This window comes from Streptomyces sp. 4F14, from assembly GCF_048159485.1.
Lineage (GTDB): Bacteria > Actinomycetota > Actinomycetes > Streptomycetales > Streptomycetaceae > Streptomyces.
In genome coordinates, this window is record NZ_JBLRVY010000023.1 from 133,366 (window position 1) to 148,165 (window position 14,800).

Consider the following 14,800-nt stretch of genomic DNA (forward strand, 5'->3'; position numbering starts at 1 on the left):
AGGTCGTCGTCATGACCGGTCCGCGTCTCCTGGACGTTCCACCCGCTCCCCGACCACTCACACCACGCGGAGACCTCCATGACCGAGCCCCTCGTCCCCACCGCTCCGCAGCAGCCCCCACCGGCCGCCGGGACCGATCAGAGCCCTCAGCTCCAGCGCGGCAGCCTCGGCGTCGCCGACATCGTCTTCTTCGTCGTCGCCGCGGCCGCCCCGCTCACGGTGATGGCCGGTGTCGCGCCCCTCGCCATCCTCTTCGGCGGCATCGGCGCCCCGGTCGCCTACCTCGCCGTCGGCGCGGTGCTGGTCCTCTTCGCGGTCGGCTTCACCACGATGACGCCGTACATCCGCAACGCCGGCGCCTTCTACTCGTACATCGCCCGGGGCCTCGGACGCCCGGCGGGGCTGGGTGCGGCGCTCGTCGCGGTGTTCTCGTACAACTCCCTCCAGATCGGCATGTTCGGTGCCTTCGGCTTCTTCGCCTCGACCACCGCGAACGACCTCCTCGGCGTCGACCTGCCCTGGCCGGTGTACGCCTTCGCCGGGATCGCCGTCGTCTGGTTCCTGGGCTTCAGGTCCGTCAACCTCGGCGCCAAGGTCCTGGCCGCCCTGCTGATCGCGGAGACCGCCGTCCTGGTGCTGCTCGCCGGCGCGGTCCTGGTCAAGGGCGGCGCGAGCGGCCTGACCTTCGACTCCTTCGCCCCCTCGAACGTCTTCGTCTCCGGGATGAGCGGGCCGCTCGGCCTCGCCGTCGCCGCGTTCATCGGCTTCGAGGCCACCGCCATCTACCGCGAGGAGGCCCGCGACCCCGACCGCGCCGTCCCCCGCGCCACCTACCTCGCGGTCGGCTTCCTCGGCCTCTTCTACGCCTTCATCGCCTGGATCATCGTGCAGGCGTTCGGCAGCGACCAGGCCGTCGCCGCCGCGGCGAAGAACCCGGCGGAGATGTTCTTCACCGCCATGACCCAGTACGTCGGCGGCTGGGCGACCGACGTCCAGCGCGTCCTGATCGTCACCAGCGTCCTCGCCGCCCTGCTCGCCTTCCACAACGCCATCACCCGCTACGTCTACGCCCTGTCCGCCGAGCGGGTCGCCCCCGCCGCGCTGGGCCGGGTGCACGGCCGGCACGGCTCGCCCTGGGTGGCCGGCATCGCCCAGAGCGTCCTGGCGGCCGTGGTCGTCGCCGTCTTCGCCGTGATCGGCGTCGACCCCTACACCAAGTTCTTCCTGTGGGTGAACACCCCCGGCGTGGTCGGCATCCTCGTCCTCCAGGCGCTGGCGGCCTTCGCGGTGGTCGCCTTCTTCCGCCGCAACGCCGCCGAACACGGCGAGGGACGCATACGCACCCTGGTCGCACCCGCCGCGGCCGGCGTCCTCCTCACCGCCGCCACCGTGCTGGTCTGCAAGCGCCTGGACCTGTTCACCGGCGCCGCCCCGGCCGTCAACTGGTCCCTGGTCGCGCTCACCCCGGCGGTGTTCCTGGCCGGCACGGCTCTCGCCGCCCGCATCCGCCGCACCCGCCCGGACGTCTACGCCAAGCTCGCCACCACCGACGTCGACGCCGCTATTGCGTAGGGCCCTTCTGATGGATATCCGTGGGTGAAGGAGCGGCGTTCGGTGCGTGCTCTCGGTGTGCCGCGTGGAAGTTCTCGTAGCGGAGCTACGGGGGCTTTCGCGCGGTGCGGCGAGAGTGCGTGCCGGGCGTCGCGACGCCGCGGAGATCCATCAGAAGGGCCCTAGGCTAGGGGCATGGCCTACGAGATTCCGGTGACGCAAGCCAGGGCTGAACTCGCCGATCTGATCAACCGGGTCGTCTACGGCGGCGAGCGCGTCGTCGTCACACGGCACGGAAAACCCCTGGTGGCACTGGTCTCCGCGGCGGACCTGGAACGGCTCGACGCGATGGACGTCCCCGTCGAGGAGCCGGTGATCAGCGCGGTGTCGACGGTCCGCGAGGTCACGTCGGCTCCCCGTGAACGCCAGCGCTTCGGGATCGCGGCGGAGCACCGGGGGCCGGCGGTGGGCTGAGGCGTCCCCGGGAACAGGGGAGCGCGCCCTCGCCCGGCAGGCGGGGGCGCGCTGTGGGGTACGCCGGTCAGTTCACGGCGGCCGACCGCCGCGCCCCGGGCGCCGTACGCTTCTTCAGCGCCGTACCCAGCAGCACCAGCCCCAGCCCGATCGCCGCCCACCAGGCCAGCGTGAGGGCCGGGGTGAGGGCCGCCGCGCCGTCGAAGAAGGAGACCGAGCGCAGGAGCGTCGCGCTGGCACCCGGCGGGAGCCACTGGCCGATCGCGCCGGCCGGGGCGGGCAGCATCTGGGGGGCCGAGGCGGCGCCGGAGAAGGGGTTGCCGAGCAGCATCACGACCGCCGAGACCAGGCCGATGCCGGCGCGGCCGACCAGGGCGGAGACACCGGCCACCGCCGCGCTCACCGCGAGGGTCGCCAGCGACAGGGTGCCCGCCTCCGCCCACCAGTCGCCGCTGAGGACACCGAGCCAGCCGTCCGCGATACCGGCGCCGACCGAGCCGACCAGGGCGGCCGAGCCCAGCAGCGCCACGACCGCCGGCAGGCCCGCGAGGCCCAGCATCGTCACGACCGCGCCGGCCGCCATCCCGGCCATCGCCAGCGGCAGGACGCTCGCGGTGAGGGCGGCGCCCCGGGGATCCGACGCCGGGGCGGCGACCACGTCCACGACCTTGACGCCGGGCTGCTGGGCCACCGCCTGCTGGAGCAGCTGCGCGACGACCGGGCTCGCGGCGGACGCGGTCAGCAGCTTCGTGCCGTCCGGGGTGACGACCACGGCCCCGTACACGTCACGGTCCTCGATCGCGTCGCGGGCGGCGGCCTCGTCGGCGTACCGGTGAAGCTCGAACGCGCCCTTGTGCTCTCGGAGTTGACCTTCCACCTGGGTCACGGCCGCGCTCGGGCCCGCCACGCCGAGCGGCAGGTCGCGGGGCGCCGTGCGGGCGGCGGGCCAGGCGAAGGCCCAGAGGGCGAGGGCGGCGATGAGGGGGACGAGGACGAGGGTGGCGATGAGGTGGCGGGAAGGAGAAGGAGAAGGGGTGGGTGGGGCCTCCGGTGAGGTCTGGGTGGGTGCTTCCCGTTCCGTGGTCTGTGCTGTCCGCATCGCGGCCCCCTAAAAAGAAGGATCGTTCGTTTTACGTCGCCCATACCGTGCTCCCGATCGGTGTCCCTTGTCAAGAAGGAACGTTCGTTTTAAGTTGGGGGCATGGCTCGTGTATCCCAGGCGCACCTCGACGCCCGCCGCCGGCAGATCCTCGACGCGGCCGAACGCTGCTTCGCCCGCAACGGCTTCCACGCCACGTCGATGCAGGACGTGCTGAAGGAGGCGGACCTCTCGGCGGGCGCGGTGTACCGCTACTTCAGCGGCAAGGACGAGCTGATCCGCGCGATCGTCGGTGAAGTGCTCGGCGTGGTGGTGGAGGTGTACGCCGAGGCGGAGGGGGAGAGCCTGGCGCCCCTGCCGGACGAACTGGTGCCGAGGGTGCTGAGGCGCATGAAGGCGGCCCGGCCGGGGCGGACGGAGAGCGGCGAGTGGCTGTTTCCCCGGCTGCTGGTACAGGCGTGGACCGAGGTCCTGCGCAACGAGGAGCTGGCCGCGCAGGTGCGGGAGGGGTACGAGAGGGTGCTCGGGTCGTGGCGGGAGGTGGTCCGTGGCTACAAGGACGCCGGGATCATGCCGCAGGACGCCGACGCCGACGCGCTGGCCCGCGCGATGATCGCGATGGCGCAGGGGCTGGTGACCCAGATCGCTGTGCTGGGGGCCACTCCGGAGGACATGGAGAAGGCGCTCACCGGCGGCGTACGGGCCCTGATGAGCATGCAGGCTCCCCGCCTCGAAGGGTCACAGCTCGGTTAACGTCCCTGAAACGAGCCGCAACTAGCCTCCGCATCACGCCACCAGGGCTTTTCCCGTGGCAACGGCTGCCGGACCCCGCACGGTCCGGCGCGAGGAGGTGAGGTGGGACGTGCAACTGACCCCGCACGAGCAGGAGAGGCTGCTCATCCATGTGGCGGCCGACGTCGCCGAGAAGCGCCGCGCGCGCGGCCTCAGGCTCAACCACCCCGAGGCGGTCGCCCTGATCACCTCGCACATCCTCGAAGGCGCGCGCGACGGCCGTACCGTCGCCGAACTCATGGCGTCCGGCCGCAAGCTGCTCACCAGGGACGACGTCATGGAGGGCATCCCCGAGATGATCCACGACGTTCAGGTCGAGGCGACCTTCCCGGACGGCACGAAGCTCGTCACCGTCCACGACCCGATCGTCTGAGGCGCCGCGATGATTCCTGGAGAGATCCTGTTCGAGGAGGGCCCGATCGTGTACAACGCGGGCCGCGAGGTCACCCGGCTGACCGTCCTCAACGCCGCCGACCGCCCCGTGCAGGTCGGCTCCCACTACCACTTCGCCGAGGCCAACCCCGGCCTGGAGTTCGACCGTGCCGCCGCGCGCGGCAAGCGGCTCAACGTCGCCGCCGGGACGGCCGTCCGCTTCGAACCGGGGATCCCCGTCGACGTCGAACTCGTCCCGCTGGCCGGCGCCCGGATCGTACCGGGGCTGCGCGGGGAGACCGGAGGTGCCCTCGATGCCTGAGATCTCGCGCGCCGCGTACGCCGACCTGTTCGGCCCCACCACCGGCGACCGCATCCGCCTCGCGGACACCGACCTGCTGATCGAGATCGAGGAGGACCGCTCCGGCGGGCCCGGACTCGCCGGGGACGAGGCCGTGTTCGGCGGTGGCAAGGTCATCCGCGAGTCCATGGGCCAGGCCCGTGCTACGCGCGCAGACGGCACGCCGGACACCGTCATCACGGGTGCCGTGATCGTCGACCACTGGGGCATCGTCAAGGCCGACATCGGCATCCGCGACGGGCGGATCACCGGCATCGGCAAGGCCGGCAACCCCGACACCATGGACGGCGTCCACCCCGACCTCGTCATCGGGCCCGAGACCGAGGTCATCGCGGGCAACGGGCGGATCGTCACGGCGGGCGGGGTCGACGCGCACGTCCACTTCATCTGCCCGCAGATCGCCGACGAGGCCCTCGCCTCCGGCGTCACCACCCTCGTCGGCGGCGGCACCGGGCCCGCCGAGGGCTCCAAGGCGACGACCGTCACGCCGGGGCCCTGGCACCTCGCCCGCATGCTGGAGGCGATGGAGCAGTACCCCCTCAACATCGGCTTCCTCGGCAAGGGCAACACCGTCTCGCACGAGGCGATGCTCTCCCAGATCCGCGGCGGCGCCCTCGGCCTGAAACTCCACGAGGACTGGGGATCCACCCCCGCCGTCATCGACGCGTCCCTCACCGTCGCCGAGCAGACCGGCATCCAGGTCGCCATCCACACCGACACGCTCAACGAGGCCGGGTTCGTCGCCGACACCCTCGCCGCGATCGGCGGACGCGGCATCCACGCGTACCACACCGAAGGCGCGGGCGGCGGGCACGCGCCCGACATCATGACCGTCGTCTCCCAGCCGAACGTCCTGCCCTCCTCCACCAACCCCACCCGGCCCTACACCGTCAACACCGCCGAGGAACACCTCGACATGCTGATGGTCTGCCACCACCTCAACCCGGCCGTCCCCGAGGACCTCGCCTTCGCCGAGTCCCGCATCCGGCCCTCCACCATCGGCGCGGAGGACATCCTCCACGACCTCGGCGCGATCTCGATCATCTCCTCCGACGCACAGGCCATGGGCCGCGTCGGCGAGGTCATCCTGCGCACCTGGCAGACCGCCCACGTCATGAAACGCCGCCGGGGCGCACTGCCGGGCGACGGCCGCGCCGACAACCACCGCGTACGGCGCTACGTCGCCAAGTACACGATCAACCCCGCCGTCGCGCAGGGCCTCGCCCGTGAGATCGGCTCCGTCGAGACCGGCAAGCTCGCCGACCTCGTCCTGTGGGAGCCCGCGTTCTTCGGCGTCAAACCCCACCTCGTGGTCAAGGGCGGCCAGATCGCCTACGCGCAGATGGGCGACGCCAACGCCTCCATCCCGACGCCCCAGCCGATCCTGCCCCGCCCCATGTACGGCGCCATCGGCCGCGCCCCCGCCGCCAACTCCTTCAACTTCGTCGCCCAGTTGGCCATCGACGACGGGCTCCCCGAACGCCTCCAACTCGGTAAGCGGTTCGTCGCCATCGACTCCACGCGCGGCGTCACCAAGGCGGACATGCGCGAGAACGACGCCCGCCCCGACGTCCGCGTCGACCCCGACAGCTTCGCCGTCCACATCGACGGAGAACTGGTGGAGGCCACGCCGGCGGCGGAACTGCCCATGGCCCAGCGGTACTTCCTCTTCTGATGTCCAGAGCAGCACTGCTGATCCTCGCCGACGGCCGCTTCCCCGCCGGAGGGCACGCACACTCCGGCGGGGCCGAGGAGGCGGTACGGGCCGGGCGGATCACGGGAGTCGAGAGCCTGGAGGCGTTCTGCCGGGGGCGGCTGCATACGGCGGGGCTGGTCGCGGCGTCCCTCGCCGCCGCCTCGGCGGCGGGGGCCGACCCGGTGGTGCTGGACGGGGCGACCGACGCCCGGACTCCCGCTCCGGCGCTGCGCCTCGCCTCCCGCAAGCTGGGCCGCCAACTGCTGCGCGCCGCTCGCGCGACCTGGCCGGACCCCGAACTCGACGCGCTGGCCCGGGAGTTCCCCAAGGGGGCGCACCAGCCGGTGGTGCTGGGGGTGACGGCCCGCGCGGCGGGACTCGGCCCCCGCGACGCGGCGTACTGCGGGGCGTACGAGAGTGTCAGCGGACCGGCGAGCGCGGTGGTGCGCCTGCTGAGCCTGAACCCGTTCGACGCGACCGGAGTACTGGCGCGGCTGGCCGCGGAACTGGACCGGGTCGTGGACCGTGCCGTGGAGGCCGCGTCCCTCAGGGACCCGGACGCGTTGCCGGCCGCGTCGTCCCCCCTCCTGGAACTGGGAGCGGAGGTGCACGCGAGCCGGTCGGCCCGCCTCTTCGCGTCGTGAGGAAGCCGGCACACCGGCTTCGACCATCCCCCTGTCCCTCGGCCTCCAGGAGCCACCCCATGCACCTCGACCACCCCCACTCCCACGCCGCAGCCCCCAGCGCCGACGCCCACCGCCCCGACGGCACCCGCCGCGCTGTCCGTATCGGCCTCGGCGGCCCCGTCGGTTCCGGGAAGACCGCCACCGTCGCCGCCCTCTGCCGGGAACTGCGCGACGAGCTGAGCCTCGCTGTCGTCACCAACGACATCTACACCCGCGAGGACGCCGAATTCCTGCTGAGGGAAGCCGTGTTGCCGCCCGAGCGCATCACGGCCGTGGAGACCGGCGCCTGCCCGCACACGGCGATCCGCGACGACATCTCCGCGAACCTGGAGGCCGTGGAGGACCTGGAGGACACCGTCGGCCCCCTGGACCTGATCCTCGTCGAGTCCGGCGGCGACAACCTGACGGCGACCTTCTCCAAGGGCCTGGTGGACGCGCAGATCTTCGTCATCGACGTGGCCGGCGGCGACGACATCCCCCGCAAGGGCGGCCCCGGCGTCACGACCGCCGACCTCCTGGTCGTCAACAAGACCGACCTCGCCCCGTACGTCGGCTCCGACCTCGCTCGGATGGCCGCCGACGCGAAGGCGCAGCGCGCCGAACTCCCGGTCGCCTTCCAGTCGCTGAGGAGCGAGGCCGGCGTCACCGAGGTCGCCGCCTGGGTGCGGGCGCAGGTGCGTGCGTGGACGGCGTAGAGGCGACCGCCCGCCTGCGGGCCACCCCCGACGGCCGGGGCGGCACCGCGCTGCCGGTCCTGGAGAGCGACGGCCCCCTCGCCCTGCGCCGCACCCGGGGCGAACGCGAGGGCGAGGCGAAGGCGTTGCTCGTCGGCGCGATGAGCGGCCCCCTCGGCGGCGACCGCTTCCGCGTCGAGGCGGACATCGAGACCGGCGCCCGCCTCACCGTCGGCTCCGCCGCCGCGACGATCGCCCTGCCGGGCCAGCACAAGGGCGAGGCCCGCTACGACGTCCGCCTGACGGTCCACGAAGGCGCCGAACTCCGCTGGCTCCCCGAGCCGTTGATCTCCGCACACGGCAGCGACCTGTACGTCACGACGCGCGTCGACGCCGCCCCCGGCGCCCGGCTCGTCTTCCGCGAGGAACAGGTGCTGGGCCGGGCGGGCGAGGAACCCGGGCGGCTCACCAGCCGGTTGACGCTCACCGCGGGCGAACGCACCGTCCTGGACCAGGAGTTGGCGTGCGGCCCCGGCGCACCCGGCGGCTGGGACGGCCCCGCCGTCCTCGGCGGCCACCGCGCGGTCGGCCAACTCCTCGTCGTACGCCCCGAGTTCGCGGACACCCCGGTGCCGGCGCGGATTCTCGCGGACGGCGCCGCCAGTGTCGTACCGCTGAGCGGTCCCGCCGCGCTCGTGACCGCGCTCGCACCGAACGGGCTCGTGCTGCGGCGGGTGCTGGACGAGGCGCTGGCCCAACTGGGGTGAGAGATCCGGCGAACGGACATCGTCATCCGCTTATCGGATTGGCAAAGAACGGTGGCCGGCTCTGTTCACAAGAAACGCACAACAGACAGGATCCCTCCCGTACTGACTCGTCAACTTCGTACAGGGAGACCGCATTTGAGACCCCACAGAAGAACCGCCGCGCTGGGTTCTGCCGGAGTGCTCGTCACGGCGACCCTGATAGCCGGGGCGGTCGCCGCCCCCACCGCGAGCGCCACCAGCGGCTACGGCCACGGCCAGGGCCGTGAGGCCGCCGGCGTCGCGATCGCCGCCGCACGGGCCGCGCAGGCCGGTGTCGACTGGCAGGACTGCCCCGCCGACTGGGGCCTGGAGAAGCCGATCACCTGCGGTTTCGTGAGCGTGCCGCTCGACTACGCGAAGCCGTACGGCAAGCAGATCAAGCTCGCCGTCGACCGCATCCGCAACACCGGGACGCCCGAGGAGCGCCAGGGCGCCCTCATCTACAACCCCGGCGGCCCCGGCGCCTCCGGCCTGCGCTTCCCGCGCCGCGTCACCACCAAGGCGCCCGTGTGGGTCAACACGGCCAAGGCGTACGACTTCGTGGGCTTCGACCCGCGCGGCGTCGGCAAGTCCGCGCCGATCTCCTGCGTCGACCCGCAGGAGTACGTCAAGGCGCCCAAGATGGACCCGGTGCCCGACTCCGAGGCCGACAAGCGCGCCCAGCGCAAGCTCGCCCGCGAGTACGCCGAGGGCTGCGCCGAGCGCAGCGGCGCGATGCTGCCGCACATGACGACCCCGAACAGCGCGCGCGACCTCGACGTCATCCGCGCCGCGCTCGGCGAGAAGAAGCTCAACTTCCTCGGCGCGTCCTACGGCACCTACCTCGGCGCCGTCTACAGCACGCTGTTCCCGACGCACGTGCGCCGCATGGTCTTCGACAGCGTCGTCGACCCCTCGCGGGAGAAGATCTGGTACCAGGCCAACCTGGACCAGGACGTCGCCTTCGAGACGCGCTGGAAGGACTGGCAGGACTGGGTCGCCGCCAACGACGCCGCCTTCCACCTCGGCACCACGCGCGGCCAGGTCCAGGCGCAGTGGCTGAAGCTGCGGGCCGCCGCGAAGAAGGCCCCCCTCGGCGGGGTCGTCGGACCGGCCGAGCTGATCGGCTTCTTCCAGAGCGCGCCGTACTACGACTCGTCGTGGGTCTCCACCGCGACCGTCCTCAGCAAGTACGCCGCCGGGGACGTCCAGGCCGTCATCGACGCCGCCGCGCCCGACCTCTCCGACACGGCAGGCAACGCCACCGCCGAGAACGGCAACGCCGTCTACACGGCCGTCGAGTGCGCGGACGCCAAGTGGCCGACGTCCTGGAAGAAGTGGGACCGGGACAACACCCGCCTCCACAAGGACCACCCGTTCATGACGTGGGCCAACGCCTGGCTGAACCTGCCGTGCGCGACCTGGCCGGCGAAGCAGCAGACGCCGGTCGAGGTTCGGACGAACCGGGGCCTGCCGCAGACGCTCATCGTGCAGTCCGAGCGTGACGCCGCCACCCCGTACACCGGCGCCGTCTCGCTCCACCAGCGCCTCAAGGGCTCCCGCCTCATCACCGAGAAGAACGCGGGCTCCCACGGTGTGACCGCCCTCGTCAACCCGTGCGTCAACCAGCGGGTCGACGCGTACCTCCTGCGCGGGACGCTCGACGCGGCCGACGTGGTGTGCGAACCGCACGCGACGCCGAAGCCGTAAGCGTCCCGACGAAACGAGGGGACGGTCTCCGCCGGGGCCGTCCCCTCGTACGTCGTGTACGTCAACTCAGCGGCATACGAGGGAACTTCTGCGGCTGCGCCGATGTCTGGGCCTTCGCGACCGCCGCGTACTGGTCGACGTACTCCTGGCCGGACAGCATCAGGATCGCGTACATGATCTCGTCCGTGATGGCCCGCAGGATCGCCTTCTCGTGCTCCATGCCCGCGTACCGGGAGAAGTCGAGCGGCTTGCCGAAGCGGATCGTCACCGGATGCAGGCTCGGGAACCGCTGCCCGGGCGGCTGCGCCTCGAACGTGCCGATCATCGCGCACGGTACGACGGGCACCCCGGCGGTCAGCGCCATCACCGCGACCCCGACCTTGCCCTTGTACAGCTTCCCGTCGTGCGAGCGGGTCCCCTCCGGGTAGATGCCGAGCAACTCCCCCTTGCTCAGCACCCCGAGCCCCTCCCGGATGGCCGCCTGCCCGGCCTCCTTCCCCGACCGGTCCACGGGAATCTGCCCGGCACTCCGGAAGAACGCGGCCGTCAGCCGCCCCCGCACCCCGGGCCCGGTGAAGTACTCGGCCTTCGCGAGGAACGTGATCCGCCGCTTGATGACCGCCGGCATCAGAAAATGATCCGCGAACGACAGGTGATTCCCCGCGACGATCGCCGCCCCGTCCTCCGGCACGTTCTCCAGCCCCTCGATCCTCGGCCGGAACAGCACCCTCAACAACGGGCCCAGCAACACGTGCTTCAACAGCTGATAGAACAAGGCCCGCTCCTCGCTCCGACGTTCCGGCAGGTCAGCCGGTACATCAAGTGGAGCCAGTGTAGGCGGGCCCGCACGACACGGGAACGGACCCGGCCGGAGCTTCCTCAGCTCTGCCCGTCGGCGTCTCCCGCGACTCCGGCGTCCCCGGTGATCCGGTACCGGTCCAGCGCCGACGCCCGCTCGTGGTACGGGATCCGCGACAGCCGCGACACCATCGCCCACATCTCCCGCTCGTCCGCGAGCTGTTGAGGAACCCTCAGCCCCAACGCCCCCGCGAGCGGCCTGCGTCCGGCGTTCACCAGCGCCCGTACCGCCGCCGCCCACTCGTCCGTCGCCGTCACCGCCGACCGGTACCAGACCGGCAGCAGTACCGCGAGCACACCCACCATGACCAGCAGCAACGGCACGTCCGGCCGGTCGCCCGCCGCCAGTGCGAGCACCGCCAGCACCATCACCGCCGCGTGCCCGAACAGGAGCGCCACGAAGAAGTCCACACTCGCGCGGGCGATCTCGGTCTGCCGGGTGAGCTGATCCGGTGCGCAGCCGGTGAGTTCGTTCCACAGGAGCTGCGTGTCCATCCGGTACCGGTCCGCCCCGTACTCCTCGAACCGCCGGATCGCGTTCCCGAGCCGGGTCGGCGCGATCTGGTCGTCGGCGATCGGGTACCGCGCCAACCGCTCCTGCAGCAGGGCCCGTTGAGCGGCGGTCCGGCGCCGGTCCCCGGGCACGGCCCGCGCGATCCCCGGATCCCCCAGCAACCGCGCCAGCTCCCCGGCATCCGCCTCCGACAACGCCCCCCGCTCGTGCCGCCGCCGCTCCAGCCGCAGCACCGTCAACCGCCCGGCCAGCCGCTCCTTCGTACGACGGCTGCGCCGGCACCCGGCGTCGTAGGCCCGCGCGGGCCACAGCAGGTACCCCTCAAGGAGCCGGTACAGCGCGTTCTGGCACGCGTTCGCGGCGAGCCCGATCAGCAGTGCGCCGGTCAGCAGCAGGATCCCGGTGTGCCCGGAGCCGAGGGCCCGCACCCGGTCGAACGGGCCCAGCCCGCGCAGGCTCGGCGCGACGGCGAACATCAGCACCGCGAGGTTCAGCGCCGTGGGCAGGATCCAGCCGACGAGCAGCGTCCAGGCTCCGCCCAGCGCGCCTTTGGCTATGTCACCCATCGAGCGGATCGGGCCATTCGTCGTCGTCGGAACCGGTGCCGGGGCCGGGCGGGGTGTGCTTGGCGGGTGTGCCGGGGGCGGAGCCGTAAGAGGAGCCCTGCGGTGGGGCGGGGGTGTAGGAGTCGAAGTCGGCGACTTCCTCGTCGGCCTCGGCGACCGGCGGGGGGTACACGGGGGCGGGCTCGGCGTACTGCGCGAGCAGTTCGGCCAGGCGCAGGGCCGAGGAGAACAGGGAAGCGACCGAGGAACGCGTGAGTTCCGAGTGGAGCGACCGGGCCAGGGGGAGCGGCAGTTGCCCGGCGTGCTCAACCTGCGCCTCGGCCCTGGCCAGGATCCCGTCGAGGCGGGAGTCGAGGACGTCCGGCCGTAGGCGGGCCAGGTCTTCGCGCACCTCGTGGATCGCCCGCAGCGGCCCTTCCGCAGGCCCCTCCGAGCTCATCGGCCCCACCGTGATGGAGCCCGACGGCATATGGCCGACGGAGACCTGCCTGTCGACGCCCCCGTCCCCGTCCTCGTACTCGTCCGGATCGCTGGACACCTGGGTTCCCCCTGCTCGCTGGACCTGTCACCGCAGGGCCAAGCGTAGAGGGAACCCGGGCCGCGATCAGCCCAGCACCCTCCCCAACGCCCCGATCGCCGACCGCAGTTCCTCCTCCGTGATGCACAGCGGCGGTGCGATGCGGATCGTCGAGCCGTGGGTGTCCTTCACCAACACCCCTTCGCGCATGAGCCGTTCGCTGATCTCGCGCCCGCTGCCGAGCGCCGGGTCGACGTCGACGCCCGCCCACAGTCCGCGCGAGCGGAAGGAGACGACGCCGCGGCCCACCAGGTCGGTGAGGCCGTCGCGCAGGACACCCCCCAACTCGGTGGCGCGGCGCTGGAATTCGCCCGTCTCCAGGAGGTCGACCACGGCCGTACCGACCGCCGCGGCGAGCGGGTTGCCGCCGAACGTCGAGCCGTGCTCGCCGGGACGCAGCACCCCCAGCACCTCCCGCCGCCCCACGACGGCGGACACCGGCACGATCCCGCCGCCCAGCGCCTTCCCCAGCAACACGGCGTCAGGGACGACCCCTTCGTGCTGGACGGCGAGGGTGTGCCCGGTCCGCCCCAGCCCCGACTGGATCTCGTCGGCGATGAAGAGGCACCCGGCCCGACGGGTCAACTCCCGTACGCCGGACAGGTATCCGTCCTCCGGGATGAGGACCCCGGCCTCGCCCTGGATGGGCTCGATCAGCACCGCGGCCGTCGTGTCGTCGATCGCCGCTTCGAGGGCCGCGAGGTCGTTGTAGGGGACGATCCGGAACCCCGGCGTGAAGGGCCCGAAGCCGGCCCGCGCGGTCTCGTCCGTGGAGAAGCTGACGATCGTCGTCGTGCGGCCATGGAAGTTGTCGGCGGCCACGACGATGGTCGCCTGCCCGGCGGGGACGCCCTTCACGTCGTACGCCCACTTGCGGGCGAGCTTGATGCCGCTCTCCACGGCCTCCGCGCCCGTGTTCATCGGCAGCATCATGTCGTAGCTGGTCAGCGCGACGAGCCGCTCGGCGAACTCGGCGAGCCGGTCGTTGTGGAAGGCGCGGGAGGTCAGCGTCAGACGGTCGAGCTGGCGGTGGGCCGCCTCGATCAGCGCCGGGTGGCGGTGGCCGAAGTTGAGGGCCGAGTACCCGGCGAGCAGGTCGAGGTAGCGGCGGCCGTCGACGTCCTCGACCCACGCGCCCTCCGCGCGGGCGACGACGACGGGCAGCGGGTGGTAGTTGTGGGCGAGGACCGGCTCCTCGGCGCTGATCAGCTCGGCAGAGGTACGCAGCTCGGACATGATCGTCATCAGCGGATCTCCTGGGTGCAGCACTTGATGCCGCCGCCGGCCTTGTGGAACTCGGAGAGGTCGACGGGGACGGGGACGTAGCCGTGGTCGGCGAGCCGGGCGGCCAGTGCCTCGGCGCGCGGGGCGATGAAGACGTGGCGGCCGTCGGAGACGGAGTTGAGGCCGAAGGCGAGCGCGTCGTCACGGGTCGCGAGGACCGCGTCCGGGTACAGGGCCGCCAGCACCTCGCGGCTGCCCGGTGAGAACGCCTCGGGGAAGTAGGAGATGTTGTCGTCGTCGAGGACGAACAGCGCGGTGTCGAGGTGGTAGAAGTACGGGTCGGTCAGCGTCAGCCCGATCACCGGCCGGCCGAAGAACTCCTGCGCCTCGTGGTGCGCGTCCCGCGTCGTGCGGAACCCCGTCCCGGCGAGGAGGTAGCGGCCGGTCCAGACGAGGTCGCCCTCGCCCTCGACGACGTACTCGGGGCGGCGTACGTCGTACCCGGCGGCCTTGAACCAGGTGTCGTAGTGGACGGACTCGGGGCGCCGCTCGGGCGCGTGGAAGAGGGCGCCGAGGACCCGGCCGGCCACGACGACGGCGGAGTTCGCGGCGAACACCATGTCGGGCAGGCCGGGGGCGGGCTCGACGGTGTCGACGGTGTGGCCGTGGGTGCGGTAGGCGCGGATCAGCGACTGCCACTGCTCCTGCGCGAGGTCGACGTCCACCGGTCTGTCGGGGTGCATCCAGGGATTGATCGCGTACTGCACGGCGAAGTGCCGGGGTTCGCAGACGAGGAACCGCCGGGGGCGCGGCACACGGGAGTAGGACACAGAGGGGTTCCTCCGCATTTCCTGTGAAATC

At 72.1% G+C, this 14,800-nt stretch carries 16 protein-coding genes; 10 read left to right on the top strand and 6 right to left on the bottom strand.

What is annotated here, in order from left to right:
* The first annotated feature begins 78 nt into the window (after positions 1-78).
* Complete coding sequence (locus ACLZOT_RS33560) at positions 79-1,572, top strand: APC family permease (protein ID WP_416972898.1); 1,494 nt, start codon at positions 79-81, stop codon at positions 1,570-1,572.
* Positions 1,573-1,746: 174 nt separating this feature from the next.
* A complete protein-coding gene (locus ACLZOT_RS33565; RefSeq protein WP_416972899.1) occupies positions 1,747-2,025 on the top strand; it encodes a type II toxin-antitoxin system Phd/YefM family antitoxin in 279 nt (92 codons plus the stop codon).
* 67 nt (positions 2,026-2,092) lie between these two features.
* Here ACLZOT_RS33565 and ACLZOT_RS33570 read toward each other — a convergent pair whose 3' ends face one another.
* A complete protein-coding gene (locus ACLZOT_RS33570; RefSeq protein WP_416972900.1) occupies positions 2,093-3,124 on the bottom strand; it encodes an ABC transporter permease in 1,032 nt (343 codons plus the stop codon).
* A gap of 102 nt (positions 3,125-3,226) precedes the next feature.
* On the opposite strand from ACLZOT_RS33570, the gene ACLZOT_RS33575 reads away from it, so the two are divergent.
* The 8 genes from ACLZOT_RS33575 (at position 3,227) to ACLZOT_RS33610 (ending at position 10,200) form a co-directional block, all read left to right on the top strand.
* Entirely contained in the window at positions 3,227-3,877 is a 651-nt protein-coding gene (locus ACLZOT_RS33575; protein WP_416972901.1) for a helix-turn-helix domain-containing protein, read from the top strand.
* 109 nt (positions 3,878-3,986) lie between these two features.
* Positions 3,987-4,289 carry an urease subunit gamma gene (locus tag ACLZOT_RS33580; RefSeq protein WP_037782101.1) on the top strand — a complete coding sequence of 101 codons (303 nt, stop codon included), beginning with the start codon at positions 3,987-3,989 and terminating at the stop codon, positions 4,287-4,289.
* A 9-nt stretch (positions 4,290-4,298) separates the two neighbouring features.
* Entirely contained in the window at positions 4,299-4,610 is a 312-nt protein-coding gene (locus ACLZOT_RS33585) for an urease subunit beta (protein ID WP_416972902.1), read from the top strand.
* Positions 4,603-6,324, top strand: a complete 1,722-nt coding sequence (locus ACLZOT_RS33590; RefSeq protein WP_416972903.1) for an urease subunit alpha — start codon at positions 4,603-4,605, stop codon at positions 6,322-6,324. Before ACLZOT_RS33585 ends, ACLZOT_RS33590 begins: the two co-directional genes overlap by 8 nt.
* On the top strand, positions 6,324-6,989 hold the full coding sequence (locus ACLZOT_RS33595; RefSeq protein ID WP_416972904.1) for an urease accessory protein UreF: 666 nt from the start codon (positions 6,324-6,326) through the stop codon (positions 6,987-6,989). The genes ACLZOT_RS33590 and ACLZOT_RS33595 overlap by 1 nt, the downstream gene beginning before the upstream one ends.
* 59 nt (positions 6,990-7,048) lie before the next feature.
* Positions 7,049-7,726, top strand: a complete 678-nt coding sequence (ureG, locus tag ACLZOT_RS33600; protein ID WP_416972905.1) for an urease accessory protein UreG — start codon at positions 7,049-7,051, stop codon at positions 7,724-7,726.
* A complete protein-coding gene (locus tag ACLZOT_RS33605) occupies positions 7,714-8,472 on the top strand; it encodes an urease accessory protein UreD (protein ID WP_416972906.1) in 759 nt (252 codons plus the stop codon). The genes ureG and ACLZOT_RS33605 overlap by 13 nt, the downstream gene beginning before the upstream one ends.
* A gap of 135 nt (positions 8,473-8,607) precedes the next feature.
* Entirely contained in the window at positions 8,608-10,200 is a 1,593-nt protein-coding gene (locus ACLZOT_RS33610; protein WP_416972907.1) for an alpha/beta hydrolase, read from the top strand.
* A 61-nt stretch (positions 10,201-10,261) separates the two neighbouring features.
* On the opposite strand, the gene ACLZOT_RS33615 is transcribed toward ACLZOT_RS33610, so the two are convergent.
* From ACLZOT_RS33615 to ddaH, 5 genes are all read right to left on the bottom strand, one after another.
* A complete protein-coding gene (locus tag ACLZOT_RS33615) occupies positions 10,262-10,975 on the bottom strand; it encodes a lysophospholipid acyltransferase family protein (RefSeq protein ID WP_416972908.1) in 714 nt (237 codons plus the stop codon).
* Between the two features lie 104 nt (positions 10,976-11,079).
* Complete coding sequence (locus ACLZOT_RS33620) at positions 11,080-12,138, bottom strand: hypothetical protein (RefSeq protein WP_416972909.1); 1,059 nt, start codon at positions 12,136-12,138, stop codon at positions 11,080-11,082.
* On the bottom strand, positions 12,131-12,676 hold the full coding sequence (locus tag ACLZOT_RS33625; protein ID WP_416972910.1) for a hypothetical protein: 546 nt from the start codon (positions 12,674-12,676) through the stop codon (positions 12,131-12,133). Before ACLZOT_RS33625 ends, ACLZOT_RS33620 begins: the two co-directional genes overlap by 8 nt.
* Positions 12,677-12,742: 66 nt before the next feature.
* Positions 12,743-13,960, bottom strand: a complete 1,218-nt coding sequence (rocD, locus tag ACLZOT_RS33630; RefSeq protein WP_416972911.1) for an ornithine--oxo-acid transaminase — start codon at positions 13,958-13,960, stop codon at positions 12,743-12,745.
* The gene (ddaH, locus tag ACLZOT_RS33635) at positions 13,960-14,769 is read right to left on the bottom strand and encodes a dimethylargininase (RefSeq protein ID WP_416972912.1); all 810 of its coding nucleotides are present in this window, start codon (positions 14,767-14,769) and stop codon (positions 13,960-13,962) included. Before ddaH ends, rocD begins: the two co-directional genes overlap by 1 nt.
* Positions 14,770-14,800: the final 31 nt, after the last annotated feature.

Excerpts from the sequence above, each read along its gene's own strand:
- rocD (WP_416972911.1), bottom strand. The coding sequence starts at position 13,960 with ATGACGATCATGTCCGAGCTGCGTACCTCTGCCGAGCTGATCAGCGCC.
- ACLZOT_RS33620 (WP_416972909.1), bottom strand. The coding sequence starts at position 12,138 with ATGGGTGACATAGCCAAAGGCGCGCTGGGCGGAGCCTGGACGCTGCTC.
- ACLZOT_RS33595 (WP_416972904.1), top strand. The coding sequence starts at position 6,324 with ATGTCCAGAGCAGCACTGCTGATCCTCGCCGACGGCCGCTTCCCCGCC.
- ACLZOT_RS33575 (WP_416972901.1), top strand. The coding sequence starts at position 3,227 with ATGGCTCGTGTATCCCAGGCGCACCTCGACGCCCGCCGCCGGCAGATC.
- ACLZOT_RS33585 (WP_416972902.1), top strand. The coding sequence starts at position 4,299 with ATGATTCCTGGAGAGATCCTGTTCGAGGAGGGCCCGATCGTGTACAAC.
- ACLZOT_RS33560 (WP_416972898.1), top strand. The coding sequence starts at position 79 with ATGACCGAGCCCCTCGTCCCCACCGCTCCGCAGCAGCCCCCACCGGCC.
- ACLZOT_RS33570 (WP_416972900.1), bottom strand. The coding sequence starts at position 3,124 with ATGCGGACAGCACAGACCACGGAACGGGAAGCACCCACCCAGACCTCA.
- ureG (WP_416972905.1), top strand. The coding sequence starts at position 7,049 with ATGCACCTCGACCACCCCCACTCCCACGCCGCAGCCCCCAGCGCCGAC.
- ACLZOT_RS33590 (WP_416972903.1), top strand. The coding sequence starts at position 4,603 with ATGCCTGAGATCTCGCGCGCCGCGTACGCCGACCTGTTCGGCCCCACC.
- ACLZOT_RS33565 (WP_416972899.1), top strand. The coding sequence starts at position 1,747 with ATGGCCTACGAGATTCCGGTGACGCAAGCCAGGGCTGAACTCGCCGAT.